Source organism: Streptomyces graminofaciens (assembly GCF_030294945.1).
In the GTDB taxonomy this organism is placed as follows: domain Bacteria; phylum Actinomycetota; class Actinomycetes; order Streptomycetales; family Streptomycetaceae; genus Streptomyces; species Streptomyces graminofaciens.
Genome location: NZ_AP018448.1, coordinates 10231857 through 10245143 on the forward strand (window position 1 = coordinate 10231857; position 13287 = coordinate 10245143).

Below are 13287 nucleotides of genomic sequence, written 5' to 3' on the forward strand. Positions count from 1 at the left end.
GATCCTCCGCATGATGACGCGAAAGGCGGACCTCGAAGTCCTCCGGTGACCCCCGTGACCGCTCCCCGTGCGGGAGCCGACCCCCTCGACCTGGCGCGCGAGCTGAGCGCCGAATGGCTCGGACACGGACTGGCCGCACGACCGGCCGACCGTCCCCGGGCCGAAGCAGCCGTCACCGAGCTGTATCGCCTGATCGGTGAACCCGCCCCGGAGTTCGTGTGGGTGCCGTCGCCGACGGCGGCTCTGTCGCTCGTGCGGGACGATCCACCCACCTTCCCGCCCCTGCGGTTGAGGGACGGCTCACTGCCCCACGATCCGCACGCATGGCCGGTGTCCGCCCGCCTCGCCACCCTGGCCGAGAACCTGCGGGACCGGTTGAGCGAGCGGATCGGCCACCGCGTGGCCACCGGCTCATGGCAGGGGCCGACCACCCGGACCGCCGAGGAACTCCTCGCCGCGGGCATGCCTGTGCACGCCGTCACCGACGCCGTGGTCCACTACGCGCTCCGCACGACCCTGCACGGCTGTGTACGGGCCCCGATGCGCGCCGAGCTGATGCCGGTGACCGGCGGCGTGGACGGCACGACCTGGTACGGCCAGCACGACGCGTACTGGGTCGCCCGCTACGACGTCCAGGCACGCCTGGGCCTGGTCACCTACCCCGGCCGGGACAGCGACCGGCTCGGCCTGTTCGCGGAACTCGCCCGCTCCACCGGCTGGTGGTGGCCGGGGCAGGGCCGGTGCGTCATGGCCGAGCGCCCGGTGGAGATCCACACCGAGCCCCTGCCGAACGGCCTGTACGGCGAACGCCGCCTCCACCGTGAGGAGGGTCCCGCCGTACGGTTCGCCGACGACACCCAGGTCCATGTCCTGCACGGCACCCATGTCCCGACCTGGGTGGTCACGGCTCCGACCGTCGAACGCATCCACGCCGAGCGCAATGTCGAGGTACGGCGCAGCGCCATCGAGCGCATCGGCTGGGGCGCGTACATCGAACAGGCCCGGCTCCGCCTCGTCGGCACGGCGGCAGACCCCGGCAACCCCGGCTCCGAACTCCACCTCTACGACGTGCCCCGCGAGCTGTGGGGCCGCCCCGCCCGACTCCTCCTCGCCGTCAACGGCTCCATGGAACCGGACGGCACCCACCGCCGCTACGGCCTGAGCGTGCCCGCCCACTTCGACGACCCGGTGGCGGCGGCCGGCTGGACGTACGGCCTGTCGGGAGAGCAGTACGGGCGGTTGGTCCGCCGTACGTGACCTCCGGTTCTTCAGCCCCTTCACACCCACAGGTGATGCACATGACCACGCCCATGACCCTCGCCGACCTCACCACCCGTACCGGCCTCGACGTCCTCGACCATCTCGAACGCCAGGTCACCATCCCCGTCGTCGACGGCCTCCAGGCCCAGGGCGACCTGATCGTCATCCCCTACGCGTTCCTGGCGCCCCATGTCCGTCCGCACCCGGGGGCACGGTGGCAGGAGGTGCCCGCCGCCGGGATCGAACTGCTGCGCAGCGCCGCGGGAGGCAACCCGCACTCCCTGGTCGCCGAGCCCGGCACCTGCCGCTGGACCACGGGCGTGCGCGACCCCATGCGGCTGGCCCTCGGCATGTTCGAGACGTCCGCCGTCGCCTACCTCATCCACCCCGAGCACGGCGGCACCGGCATCGCGCCCGGCCGCTACGTCGTACGACGTCAACGGGAGCGGAACACCGAGCGGACGGGGTGGATGGGGAACCGGATGATCGCCGACTGAGGCCGTTCGTCAGGCCCTAGGAGCGGCGGCGGGGCTTTGTGCCCTTGCCGCCGCGCCGGGTGCCGCCCGCGGTGGTGCCGCGCTGCGGTTTGGCCTTCGGCTGCTGCTTCTGTTTCCGCTGCTTCTGCTGTTCCTGTCGCTGCTGTTCCTGTTGCTTCTGGGTGGCCGGCTGGGTCCGTCCCCGCGAACTGTTGACCGTCCGGCCGCGCACGATCCCGATGAAGTCCTCGACCATGTCGGTGGTCCTGTCCTCCGGCCACGACAGGGCGACGCGGGACTCGGGGGCGTCCGTGACCGTGCGGTAGGTGAGGTCCTTGCGGTGGTGGAGCCGGGCGAGCGACTGGGGCACGACGAGGAGACCGATACCGGCCGCCACCAGCTCGATCGCGTCGGCCGTGGTGGCGGGGCGCTCGAACGCGGGCTGCCCGGGCGGCTGCTCCCAGCCGAGGGTGTCGTCCAGGGGGTGCAGCACGATCTCGTCGGCCAGATCCTCGGTGGTCACCTCGTCGACGGCCGCCACGACATGGTCCTTCGGGACCACGACCACGGTGGTCTCGGCGTAGAGGGGGATCGCGCTGAGGTCGCCGCCGTCGACCGGCAGCCGTACGAAACCGGCGTCGGCGTCGCCGCCCCGCAGCAGGGCGAACGCCTCGTCGGCGGGTACCTGTGCCAAGGTCAGGGGGATGTCGGGCAGCCGCTCGTTCCAGATCCGCACCCACTTGGTGGGCGTCACTCCGGGGACGTAGGCGAGCCGGAACGAGGGGGAAGTCTCCGAGCCAGTCACCTGACCAGGCTATCGGTCGCGGTCGTCGAGGCCGCTGTCGGCCGTGGTCAGAGGCGGCGCGCACGCTCGTTACCCTGGAGAGCATGACGTCGCACCAGACCGCCCAGACCATGAAGCCCGCCACCGCGGCGAAGAAACTGGGTGTGTACCTCGAGGCCACCCCCGCCGATTTCAGGGAGGGCGTCGTCTCGCGCGCCGAGCTGAACGCGCTGCAGACCGAGCCGCCCGCGTGGCTGGAGGAGCTGCGCCGCAACGGCCCGCACCCGCGTCCGGTGGTCGCGGCGAAGCTGGGCGTCTCCATCGCGGGGCTCGCCCGCGGCGGGGTCACCGAGGCGCTCACCACCGAGCAGATCGAATCGCTGAAGAACGACAACCCCGACTGGCTCCAGCGCGAGCGCGCCACCCAGGCCGAGGTCCGCAAGGAAGCGGCCCGCATCAAGAAGCGCAACGCGGAGCGGGAGGCCCAGGACTCCTGAGCCCCGCCCACCAGGAGTCACTGCCGGCCCGAGGCTCCCGCCGCCCGAAAGAGGGCCAGCAGTGCCTGCGCCTGCGCTGCCTCCGCGTCGAAGAACTGCGTGGCCAGCGCCGGCGGCACGGCCGTTCCGTGCATGCGGACCTCGTGGCAGGTGAAGCAGAACGCCGCCTCGAACAGCGCCAGGTCGAGCGAGTCCTCGTACGCCCGGACGCCCCAGCCCGGTGAGAAGCCGCAGCGGTGCTGTGCGCTGCCGGGCAGGTTCTCGACCAGGGCCAGGGCGTCGGCGATCTCACTCCCCGCCCAGTGGGCGACCGTCCTGCCGGGGTAGGCGGCACCCTTCTTCGCCGGAAGGGCGGAGATCCTCACGACCTCGATCAGCGCGGTGGCGGCGACGGCTTCGGCGGGGAGCTGCATGCCCGCAGTCTGCCCGATGGGCCGGCGGCCGATCGATGGTTCACCGGCGCGATCTGTGACAAGGACCGATAGGTGGCCCCGACGCGCATTGGGTGGGGCGTTTGCACTGCTGTGGTGGCCCCGGACCCCTGTTTCTGACCCACGGTGCGAAGGAGCTTCCGGGCTTGGGGCGGTGAGCGCGCGGTCAGAACCAGTGCAGGCAGTGCGGGGAGCGCTCGGCGCGGAAGAGGGCGTCAGCGAGGGTGGCCGCGCCCGGGCGGTGGGCCCGGATGTGTCCGGCACGCACGAGCGTGCTCGGGGCCGTGCCGCCGAGGTAGACCGAGCCCAGGTCGCTCACGTCGAGGGACAGGTCGGGCTCCCGGTCTGTCGGGACGCAGTCGGCCTTGCCGTCCCGGACGGTCAGCAGGTAGCGGCCGTGCTCGCCGAGGAACGGGTCCTCGACGTCGAGGACGAGCTCGCCGTCCATGAACCAGCCGCGCGCGGTCAGCGCACGCGGGACGTCCAGCAGCCGCACCCAGAGCCAGTCCGTGTCGCCGCTCACCTCGCCGGCGCGGAAGTCCGCAAGCTGCCAGCGCAGCGGGTGCTCGGGCGGGACGTGCTTGAACACGACCTGAGAGACCAGGTCGTGTCCGAGTACGAACCGGGCCAGGGCCGTGAAGACGGCGTCGTCGGTGGCGATGGTCTCGTCGACCGTCAAGGTGTTGGGCTCGCCGATCGAGTAGCTGGCGTACCCGTCCGGGACGCCGTCGGCGTCACGGTGAACGGCCACGTAGCGCGGCGCCGGCGAGATCGGGGGCTGCCCCGCGCGCAAGGCCCACCAGCGGTGCGGCCGGGACAGCGCGCCGGGCTGGGCGCGGCGGTACCGGTCGTAGACCTCTTCCAGGATCTCTGCGCACTCGGCACGACGCAGCACCTCGACCGAGCCGTTGTCCGAGCCGGTCGCCGGCGCGTCGGCCACTCCGCGCGCCCGGGGAACGGCGAGGGCGGCCTTGTGGCGCGGCACCGTCAGCTGCGCCGTGTAGGTCGCCGGTCCGTAGCCGAACCTGCCGTAGATCGGGGCCTCGGAGGCCAGCAGCACGGAGAGGAATTCCCCGCGGGCCCGCAGCTCGGCGAGCTGATGCCGCATCATCGCGCTGAGCACGCCCTGGCGCCGGTGCGAGGGCAGGACGCCGACGGCGGTCACCCCGGAGGCCGGGACGACGGTCTCACCGGGCAGGGTGAGCTCGAAGGAATGCGCGGCGGTGGTCCCGACGGGCCGCCCGTCCGCCGCCAGGGCGAGCAGGCAGCGGTCCGTTTCGAGCGCCGACCACCAGAGCCCACCGCCCTCGATCGGGGTTTCCGGGAAGCGCCCGAACGCGGCATGGACCGTGTCGACGAAGACGTCAAGGTCCTCATCGGTTGTGGAACGAATCTCCATTGCCGCCGCTGCCTCCTCGAAATACCGGGCGCCACGAATCGTGGTGTCCGGCCACAGTGCAACGTTGCCCCGTGGCCGGAGACAAGCGAATTACGACCGGGTCGCGGCCGAGTCGGCGGCCGGCGCCCGTCGTGGACGCCGACGAACAAGGCGTGATCCTCGCCTGCCGCACGGCCGGCCGCTCACCACCGCATATCGTCACCCGCTGGCGAAAGCCGTCCCGGCGGCCGCGGCGAACTTCAGCGCATCCGCACCCTGATTGCATAAACGTGCAACGAAACGTATAGTCATGCCATCTAAGAGGAGGATTCCATGGCGGTACGCGCAGCGGTTGCGGGAGCGAGTGGGTATGCGGGCGGCGAAGTGCTGCGCCTGCTGCTCGCGCACTCCGAGGTCGAGATCGGCGCCCTGACCGGCAACTCCAACGCGGGTCAGCGGCTCGGCGCCCTGCAGCCGCACCTGCTGCCGCTGGCCGACCGGGTGCTCCAGGAGACTACCGCCGAGGTCCTCGCCGGGCATGACGTCGTGTTCCTCGCGCTGCCGCACGGGCAGTCCGCCGCCGTCGCCGAGCAGCTCGGCCCGGACGTGCTCGTCGTCGACATGGGCGCCGACTTCCGCCTCGAGAACCAGGCGGACTGGGAGCGCTTCTACGGCTCGCCGCACGCCGGGACCTGGCCCTACGGCCTCCCCGAACTACCGGGTGCCCGCGCCGCGCTGGAGGGGTCCAAGCGCATCGCGGTACCCGGTTGCTACCCCACGGCCGTCTCTCTGGCCCTCTTCCCGGCGTACGCGGCGGGGATCGCCGAGAACGAGGCCGTGATCGTCGCCGCCTCCGGCACCTCCGGCGCGGGCAAGGCGCCCAAGGCACACCTGCTGGGCTCCGAGGTCATGGGATCCATGACCCCCTACGGCGTCGGCGGCGGCCACCGGCACACCCCCGAGATCACGCAGAACCTCGGCGGGGTCGCGGGCGAGCCGGTCTCCGTCTCCTTCACGCCCACCCTCGCGCCGATGCCCCGCGGCATCCTCGCCACCTGCAGCGCCAAGGCTCGTGACGGGGTGACCGCCGAGTCCGTGCGCGCCGCCTACGAGAAGGCCTTCGCCGACGAGCCCTTCGTCCATCTGCTCCCCGAGGGACAGTGGCCCGCCACGGCGTCCGTCTACGGTTCCAACGCCGTTCAGGTGCAGGTCGCGTACGACGAGGCGGCGGGCCGGATCATCGCGATCAGCGCCATCGACAACCTCACCAAGGGCACCGCGGGCGGCGCCCTGCAGAGCATGAACATCGCCCTCGGTCTCGACGAGACCACCGGCTTGACGACGATCGGAGTTGCGCCGTGAGCGTGACGGCAGCAAAGGGATTCACGGCGGCGGGCATCGCCGCCGGGATCAAGGAGAGCGGCAACCCGGACCTGGCCCTCGTGGTCAACAACGGGCCCCGCGTCGCCGCTGCGGGCGTCTTCACCTCCAACCGTGTGAAGGCCGCGCCGGTGCTGTGGTCCGAGCAGGTGCTGAAGGGCGGCCGGGTGTCGGCCGTCGTCCTCAACTCCGGTGGCGCCAACGCCTGTACGGGACCCAAGGGCTTCCAGGACACGCACGCCACCGCCGAGAAGGTCGCGGACACCCTCGGTCTCAACGCCGCCGAGGTCGCCGTCGCGTCCACGGGCCTGATCGGCGTACTGCTGCCGATGGACAAGCTGCTCCCGGGCGTCGACACGGCCGCCGCGCAGCTGTCCGAGCACGGCGGTGAGAAGGCCGCCATCGCCATCAAGACCACCGACACCGTGCACAAGACGTCCGTGGTGCAGGGCGACGGCTGGACCGTCGGCGGTATGGCCAAGGGCGCGGGCATGCTCGCCCCGGGCCTCGCCACCATGCTCGTCGTCCTCACCACCGACGCCGACGTCGACGGCGAGACCCTGGACAAGGCCCTGCGCGCCGCGACCAGGGTCACCTTCGACCGCGTCGACTCCGACGGCTGCATGTCCACCAACGACACCGTGCTGCTGCTGGCCTCCGGCGCCGCCGAAGTCACCCCGGAGTACGAGGCGTTCGCCGAGGCCGTCCGCAAGGTCTGCGACGACCTCGGTCAGCAGCTCGTCCGGGACGCCGAGGGCGCCGCCAAGGACATCAGGATCGAGGTCGTGAACGCGGCGACCGAGGACGACGCCGTCGAGGTGGGCCGCTCCATCGCCCGCAACAACCTCCTCAAGTGCGCCATCCACGGCGAGGACCCCAACTGGGGCCGCGTGCTCTCCGCGATCGGCACCACGTCCGCCGCCTTCGAGCCCGACCGGCTCAACGTCGCCATCAACGGCGTCTGGGTCTGCAAGAACGGCGGCGTCGGCGAGGACCGCGACAAGGTCGACATGCGCTACCGCGAGGTGCACATCGTCGCCGACCTCGCCGCGGGCGCCGAGACCGCCACGATCTGGACCAACGACCTCACCGCCGACTACGTCCACGAGAACAGCGCCTACTCGTCATGAGCGACACACCCACGCGGAAGCACACCGCGCTCCCCAAGGCCAAGATCCTCATCGAAGCGCTGCCCTGGCTCACCCGCCACCACGGCAAGACGGTCGTCATCAAGTTCGGCGGCAACGCCATGGTCGACGAGGCCCTCAAGGCCGCCTTCGCCCAGGACGTCGTCTTCCTGCGCCACGCCGGCCTCAACGTCGTCGTCGTGCACGGCGGCGGCCCGCAGATCAGTGCCGCCCTCGACAAGCACGGCATCGTCAGCGAGTTCAAGGCGGGCCTGCGGGTCACCACCGAGGACGCCATGGACGTCGTACGCATGGTGCTCGCCGGACAGGTGCAGCGCGAACTGGTGGGGCTGCTCAACCAGCACGGACCGCTCGCCGTCGGCATCACCGGCGAGGACGCGCACACCATCACCGCCACCAAGCACCAGCCCGAGATCGACGGCGAACTGGTCGACATCGGCCGGGTGGGCGAGATCACCGCGATCGACACGGGCGCGATCGAGGCACTCCTCGCCGACGGCCGTGTCCCGGTCGTCTCGTCGATCGCCCGTAGCCAGGACGACGGACATGTCTACAACGTCAATGCTGATACGGCGGCTGCGGCACTCGCTGCTGCTCTGGACGCCGAAACCCTCATGGTCCTCACGGACGTCGAGGGCCTCTACGAGGACTGGCCCAACAGCGACGAGGTGATCAGCCGCCTCACCGCTTCCCAGCTGGAGAAGCTGCTGCCGGAGCTGTCCTCCGGCATGGTGCCGAAAATGGAGGGCTGCCTGCACGCCGTACGCAACGGCGTCCATACCGCCCGCGTCATCGATGGCCGGGTCCAGCACTCGATCCTGCTGGAGATCTTCACCGATGAGGGCATCGGCACGATGGTCGTGCCGGATGCGGAGCAAGAGGGGGATGCCGGATGACCGAGACCGCGAAGAACGCAGAGCTCACCGAGCGGTGGCAGGGCTCGCTCATGAACAACTACGGCACCCCGAAGCTGCCCCTCGTCCGCGGTGCGGGCAGCACGCTCTGGGACGCCGACGGCAAGGAGTACGTCGACTTCGTCGGCGGCATCGCGGTCAACGCCCTCGGCCACGCCCACCCCGCCGTCGTCGAGGCCGTCAGCACACAGATCGCCTCCCTCGGCCATGTCTCCAACCTCTTCATCGCCGAGCCCCCCGTCGCCCTCGCCGAACGGCTGCTCCAGCACTTCGGCCGGGACGGCAAGGTCTACTTCTGCAACTCCGGCGCCGAGGCCAACGAGGGCGCCTTCAAGATCGGCCGGCTCACCGGGCGCACCCACATGGTCGCCACCCAGGGCGGCTTCCACGGCCGCACGATGGGCGCCCTCGCGCTCACCGGCCAGCCCGGCAAGCAGGGTCCGTTCCTGCCGCTGCCGGGTGACGTGACGCACGTCCCGTACGGCGACGCGCAGGCCCTCGCCGCCGCGGTCACCGAGGAGACGGCCCTCGTCGTCATCGAACCCATCCAGGGCGAGAACGGCGTCGTCGTCCCGCCGGCGGGCTATCTGAAGGCCGCGCGGGCCATCACCGCCGCCACCGGCTCGCTGCTGGTCCTCGACGAGGTGCAGACGGGGATCGGCCGGACCGGACACTGGTTCGAGTACCAGGCCCACGAGGGTGTCCTGCCGGACGTCGTCACCCTCGCCAAGGGCCTCGGCGGCGGACTGCCGCTCGGCGCGACCGTCGCCTTCGGCCGGGCCGCCGAACTGCTCCAGCCCGGCCACCACGGCACGACCTTCGGCGGCAACCCGGTCGCCTGCGCCGCCGGACTCGCCGTTCTGGAGACCATCCAGGCCGAGGGCCTGCTGGACAACGTCAAGCGGCAGAGCGAGAAGCTGCGGGACGGAATCGAGTCCCTGGCCCACCCGATGATCGACTATGTCCGTGGCGCGGGCCTGCTGCTGGGTATCGTGCTCACCGAGCCGCTCGCGCCCCTGGCGCAACAGGCGGCTCAGGACGCCGGTTTCCTGGTGAACGCGCCCGCCCCCGATGTCGTACGGCTGATGCCGGCCCTGAACATCGGCGACGCTGCGGTGGACGCCTTCCTCCAGGCCTTTCCCGGCATCCTCGACGCGGCGCGGGCAGCGCACGCGGCCAGTGAGGGCGGACGATCCGGAGAATGAGACGACGATGAGCCAGGCGCAGGAGCACGACCAGGCGGGCCCGGCCGTGCCGCAGACCCGCACCGCACGCCACCGGCGGATCGTGGACATTCTCAACCGGCAACCGGTGCGGTCGCAGAGCCAGTTGGCCAAGCTCCTCTCCGACGACGGGCTGAGCGTCACCCAGGCGACGCTCTCCCGGGACCTGGACGAGCTGAACGCGGTGAAGATCCGCAACAACGACGGCGATCTGATCTACGCGGTGCCGAGCGAGGGCGGTTTCCGGACCCCTCGGGCTCCGCTGGGCGAGTCGGCGAAGGAAGAGCGGATGCGGAGGCTTTCGCAGGAGCTGCTGATCTCCGCGGAGGCTTCGGCGAACCTGGTGGTGCTCCGTACGCCGCCGGGGGCTGCTCAGTTCTTGGCCTCGGCCATCGATCAGGCCGAGCTGCACGACATTCTGGGGACCATCGCCGGTGATGACACCTTGCTGCTGATCAGCCGGGATCCGGTCGGAGGACAGGCCCTCGCGGATCATCTGCTGCGGTTGGCTCAGAACAACCACTGATGTCGTGTCTTGGGGCGCGGGCTGTGTGCGGTCGCCCGCGCCCACGCGGCGGAGCCGCACATCGATGCGGTGCCGTGGTCCTGGAAGACAAAAGATCTGCTCAGCCCAAGCGGGCAGCCAGCCCCCCGGTGCACCGCACCTCGTCTCCCGCCGTGATCAGCAACGCCTCCGTGTCCGGCAGCGACTCCAGCCACGCCAGAGCCTGCCGCGACCCCATCGCGAACGCCGCCGTCGCCCAGCAGTCCGCCCAGGTCAGCCGGGGGCCGACCACCGTCACGGAGACCAGGTCGGTGACCGCGGACCTGCCCGTGCGGGGGTCGACGATGTGGGCGCCGCGCTCCGCGGTGCCCGAGGTGGCGACCGCCAGGCGGTCCGTGCCGGCGGCGGTCACCACGGCGGCCAGTACGCCAGGGCGCAGCGGGTCCGAGACGCCGACCCGCCAGGGGCGCTGTGGGCCCGGCACACCGCACAGCTGCACATCGCCGCCGCCGTTGACGCTCACTCCGGTGACCCCGGCCTCGACCAGGTGCAGCGCCGCCCGCTCGGTGGCCCAGCCCTTCACCAGGCCGGTCGGGTCGAAGCGGCCCTCGTACGTGGCGCTGAACCAGCCGTCGCTCAACCGCTCGGCCTCCGCACACAGTTCGAGCACCTCGGCGACCTCCGGGTCGCACTCCTCGATGGTCAGCTCGCCCCGGGCCAGCCGGGAGATCTGGCTGTGCTCGCGGTAGGTGCTGAACACCTCGTCCACGGCGTGCAGGCCGGTCACCGCCTCTTCGAGCGCGGTCTTGACCGCGACGGGCTCGCCTCCTCGCACGTCGAAGGAGAAGACGGTGCCCATGACCTCCTCCGCGTGCCGCAGCTGGGAGGGCGTGGCCGCCCCGGCGGGATCGGCCACCGGGTCAGCCCGCCTGGTCGAGCGCGGACTGGAGGGACTCCTTGTATCCGCCGGTTGTGTACGTGGCGCCTGAGACAGCATCGATGTCCGCGCTTCCTGCCGCGACGGCGTTCTTGTTGAGCTGGGGGATGGCCGTGCCGCTGATCTGGGTGCTGCGGCCGCCGCTCGGGGACTGCAGCGCCTCGGCCTGGGTGATCTTGCCGCCGACGACGGTGACCCGGACCTGGACGGGCCCGTACTGGGTCTGGGCCACCGACCCGGTGAGCACCTGTGTGCCCGTCGCGGCCCCGCCCCCGGTGTCCGCGCCGCCGCCGCCCGACTCCTGGGTGTCGCCGCCCGCCTGAGCCTCACCCGACCCCGACCCCTGCGCGCTGCCCGCCTGGTCCAGGGCCGACTGGAGGGACTCCTTGTAACCGGCGCTGGTGTACGTGGCACCCGAGACCGCGTCGATGTCGGCGGTCCCCGCGGTCACGGCCGCCTGGTTGAGCTTGGGCACGGCGTTGCCGGAGATCTCGGTGCTGCGGCCGCCGCTCGGTGCCTGCACGGCCTCGGCCTGCGTGACCTTGCCGCCGGTGACGGTGATCTTGACCTGGACCGGGCCGTACTGGGTCTGCACGGCCTTGCCGGTGAGGGTCTGCGCGCCGGCTGCCGCCCCCTGCCCGCCCTGAGCCGAAGGAACTCCCGCCGTCTGCTGGGGGGCCGCCTGTACCGAACCGGCCGGGTCCGAGGCCGGCTTCAGCGACAGCAGCAGCACGATGCCGGACACCGTGGCGGCGGTGGCGAGCAGGGTACGCCGGATGGGATGGCTCTTCTTCATCGCTCCTTCAGCTCCTGAAGGTTGAAGTTCGTGGGGTGGCAGTGGTGGGGCGTGTGAGCCCCGTCGGGCGTGACGGCCCGGAGAAGGGGGTCCCCGAGGGTCCCGGGGAGCGGACCCGGTGGACCCTCGGGGAGGGGGGATCCCGTGGGGGAAGGCGGGGTGTCGCTCACATCTCGAACGACTCGTGGTGGATACGGCGGGTCGGGACGCCCGCGCCGCGCAGCGCCTCGTACACGCCCTGGGCGAAGCCGGGCGGCCCGCACAGGAAGACGTCGTGGCGCTCGATGTCCGGGATCTTGCGGCGCAGCGAGTCCGGGGAGATGTCCGGGCGTTCGCCCTCGGGGCTGTTGACCGCGTACATCAGCCGCGCCCCGCGCTCCTCGGCGATCTGCGCCAGCTCGTCCCACAGGGCCAGGTCCTGGGTGCTGTTGGCCCGGTAGAGCAGGGTCAGGTCACCGGCCGCGCCGGGCAGCGTCTCGAACAGGGCCCGCATCGGGGTGATGCCCACGCCGCCGGCCACCAGCAGCACCTTGCCCCGGCTGCGCTTGTCGGCCGTCAGCGCCCCGTACGGGCCCTCGGCCCACACCCGGGTGCCGGGCTCCAGGTCGCGCAGCGCCGAACTGTGGTCGCCGATCGCCTTGACCGTGATGCGCAGCATGTTGGGGCGGGGCGCCGCCGACAGCGAGTACGGGTGCGAGCTGAACCGCATACCGGGGGCGAGGAACCGCCAGCGGAAGAACTGTCCGGCCTCCGCGCCCATCCGGTGCAGCTTCCGCCCGCTCATCAGCACCGAGACGATGCCGGGCGACTCCTCGATGACCGCCTCGACACGCAGCCGGTGCCGCATGTTGAGCCGGATCGGGGTGAGGATCCGGTACCAGACCACCAGCGCCGTCACCGACCCGTACAGCGCGTACCAGACGGTCTTCGCGACCGGGGTGACCGCGAACTCGTTGCCGGTGGAGAGCTGGTGCCAGAAGGTCAGGAACGTCGCCGCGTACGTCAGCAGGTGCGTGTGGTACCAGAGGTCGTACGGGATCCGCTTGCGCACGGGGCCGATCGAGATGAGCCCGATGAGTACGAGGAAGCCGGTGCCGATGGCGGCCTTGCCCATGTCCGGCAGCTGGTTGATGGAGTCGATGGTCTGCTGGACGATGTCGCCGAAGGTCTTGCCGGCCTGGAGGGCGTAGCCGTACATCGTGAGGACGACGTGCGCGACGACCAGGCAGATCGTGTAGCGGCCGGTCATCGCGTGCCAGCGGGCCACCCGGTCGGAGCCGACGCGGCGCTCCAGAGCGGGCACCCGGGCCATCTGGAGCACCACCAGCGCCATCAGGTACCCGCCGAGCAGGCCGGTGATCCGTCCGGCGTTGAGGATCTTGCTGTTGGTGTCCGCGATGGACGGAGTGCTGTCCCACCACAGCCACACCACACCGGCCGCGCCCGCCCAGAAGGCGAGCAGCAGCGGGACGGCGGGGGAGCGGCGAGGTCGGATGCGGCGCATCGTCTGGCGCCGCGCGGCGCGACCTCCGGCGATCGTGGACACGGTTCCTCCGTG

14 protein-coding genes are annotated in these 13287 nt (G+C 71.4%); 8 read left to right on the forward strand and 6 right to left on the reverse strand.

The genetic code is table 11. The features are described 5' to 3' along the window. Positions 1-54: 54 nt before the first annotated feature. The gene (locus SGFS_RS45035; RefSeq protein ID WP_286258286.1) at positions 55-1257 is read left to right on the forward strand and encodes a DUF6745 domain-containing protein; all 1203 of its coding nucleotides are present in this window, start codon (positions 55-57) and stop codon (positions 1255-1257) included. 41 nt (positions 1258-1298) lie between these two features. Further along, positions 1299-1757 (forward strand): hypothetical protein, encoded by a 459-nt coding sequence (locus tag SGFS_RS45040; protein WP_286258287.1) that lies wholly within the window; start codon positions 1299-1301, stop codon positions 1755-1757. A 16-nt stretch (positions 1758-1773) separates the two neighbouring features. On the opposite strand, the gene SGFS_RS45045 is transcribed toward SGFS_RS45040, so the two are convergent. Beyond that, a complete protein-coding gene (locus tag SGFS_RS45045; RefSeq protein WP_286258289.1) occupies positions 1774-2541 on the reverse strand; it encodes a LysR substrate-binding domain-containing protein in 768 nt (255 codons plus the stop codon). A gap of 83 nt (positions 2542-2624) precedes the next feature. Here SGFS_RS45045 and SGFS_RS45050 point away from each other — a divergent pair, with 83 nt between their 5' ends. Beyond that, entirely contained in the window at positions 2625-3017 is a 393-nt protein-coding gene (locus tag SGFS_RS45050) for a DUF5997 family protein (RefSeq protein ID WP_286258291.1), read from the forward strand. 17 nt (positions 3018-3034) lie between these two features. On the opposite strand, the gene SGFS_RS45055 is transcribed toward SGFS_RS45050, so the two are convergent. After that, a complete protein-coding gene (locus SGFS_RS45055; RefSeq protein WP_286258292.1) occupies positions 3035-3430 on the reverse strand; it encodes a hypothetical protein in 396 nt (131 codons plus the stop codon). 184 nt (positions 3431-3614) lie between these two features. Next, on the reverse strand, positions 3615-4847 hold the full coding sequence (locus tag SGFS_RS45060; protein ID WP_286258293.1) for a GNAT family N-acetyltransferase: 1233 nt from the start codon (positions 4845-4847) through the stop codon (positions 3615-3617). 312 nt (positions 4848-5159) lie between these two features. Between SGFS_RS45060 and argC the strand changes: the two genes are divergently transcribed. Genes argC through SGFS_RS45085 form a run of 5 tightly spaced genes read left to right on the forward strand, consistent with a single transcriptional unit; the run spans position 5160 to position 10017 of the window. Next, positions 5160-6188 (forward strand): N-acetyl-gamma-glutamyl-phosphate reductase, encoded by a 1029-nt coding sequence (argC, locus tag SGFS_RS45065; RefSeq protein ID WP_286258296.1) that lies wholly within the window; start codon positions 5160-5162, stop codon positions 6186-6188. Beyond that, the gene (gene argJ / locus SGFS_RS45070; RefSeq protein WP_286258298.1) at positions 6185-7336 is read left to right on the forward strand and encodes a bifunctional glutamate N-acetyltransferase/amino-acid acetyltransferase ArgJ; all 1152 of its coding nucleotides are present in this window, start codon (positions 6185-6187) and stop codon (positions 7334-7336) included. The genes argC and argJ overlap by 4 nt, the downstream gene beginning before the upstream one ends. After that, positions 7333-8250, forward strand: coding sequence for an acetylglutamate kinase (gene argB, locus SGFS_RS45075; protein ID WP_286258299.1), 918 nt, complete (start codon positions 7333-7335; stop codon positions 8248-8250). The genes argJ and argB overlap by 4 nt, the downstream gene beginning before the upstream one ends. Then, positions 8247-9473: an acetylornithine transaminase gene (locus SGFS_RS45080; protein ID WP_286258301.1), complete on the forward strand. Its 1227-nt coding sequence runs from the start codon at positions 8247-8249 to the stop codon at positions 9471-9473. Before argB ends, SGFS_RS45080 begins: the two co-directional genes overlap by 4 nt. A 7-nt stretch (positions 9474-9480) precedes the next feature. Next, entirely contained in the window at positions 9481-10017 is a 537-nt protein-coding gene (locus tag SGFS_RS45085) for an arginine repressor (protein WP_286258302.1), read from the forward strand. Between the two features lie 100 nt (positions 10018-10117). Here SGFS_RS45085 and SGFS_RS45090 read toward each other — a convergent pair whose 3' ends face one another. From SGFS_RS45090 to SGFS_RS45100, 3 genes are all read right to left on the reverse strand, one after another. Beyond that, positions 10118-10912, reverse strand: coding sequence for an FAD:protein FMN transferase (locus SGFS_RS45090; protein ID WP_286258304.1), 795 nt, complete (start codon positions 10910-10912; stop codon positions 10118-10120). A gap of 4 nt (positions 10913-10916) precedes the next feature. Further along, positions 10917-11729, reverse strand: a complete 813-nt coding sequence (locus tag SGFS_RS45095) for an FMN-binding protein (RefSeq protein ID WP_286258306.1) — start codon at positions 11727-11729, stop codon at positions 10917-10919. Positions 11730-11895: 166 nt separating this feature from the next. Then, positions 11896-13233, reverse strand: coding sequence for a ferredoxin reductase family protein (locus SGFS_RS45100; protein ID WP_286260373.1), 1338 nt, complete (start codon positions 13231-13233; stop codon positions 11896-11898). Positions 13234-13287: the final 54 nt, after the last annotated feature.

What these genes read in the sequence shown, in the direction of transcription:
- SGFS_RS45040 (WP_286258287.1), top strand. Translation starts at nt 1,299, where the DNA reads ATGACCACGCCCATGACCCTCGCCGACCTCACCACCCGTACCGGCCTC.
- SGFS_RS45050 (WP_286258291.1), top strand. Translation starts at nt 2,625, where the DNA reads ATGACGTCGCACCAGACCGCCCAGACCATGAAGCCCGCCACCGCGGCG.
- SGFS_RS45055 (WP_286258292.1), bottom strand. Translation starts at nt 3,430, where the DNA reads ATGCAGCTCCCCGCCGAAGCCGTCGCCGCCACCGCGCTGATCGAGGTC.
- SGFS_RS45060 (WP_286258293.1), bottom strand. Translation starts at nt 4,847, where the DNA reads ATGGAGATTCGTTCCACAACCGATGAGGACCTTGACGTCTTCGTCGAC.
- argC (WP_286258296.1), top strand. Translation starts at nt 5,160, where the DNA reads ATGGCGGTACGCGCAGCGGTTGCGGGAGCGAGTGGGTATGCGGGCGGC.
- argB (WP_286258299.1), top strand. Translation starts at nt 7,333, where the DNA reads ATGAGCGACACACCCACGCGGAAGCACACCGCGCTCCCCAAGGCCAAG.
- SGFS_RS45080 (WP_286258301.1), top strand. Translation starts at nt 8,247, where the DNA reads ATGACCGAGACCGCGAAGAACGCAGAGCTCACCGAGCGGTGGCAGGGC.
- SGFS_RS45085 (WP_286258302.1), top strand. Translation starts at nt 9,481, where the DNA reads ATGAGCCAGGCGCAGGAGCACGACCAGGCGGGCCCGGCCGTGCCGCAG.
- SGFS_RS45095 (WP_286258306.1), bottom strand. Translation starts at nt 11,729, where the DNA reads ATGAAGAAGAGCCATCCCATCCGGCGTACCCTGCTCGCCACCGCCGCC.
- SGFS_RS45100 (WP_286260373.1), bottom strand. Translation starts at nt 13,233, where the DNA reads ATGCGCCGCATCCGACCTCGCCGCTCCCCCGCCGTCCCGCTGCTGCTC.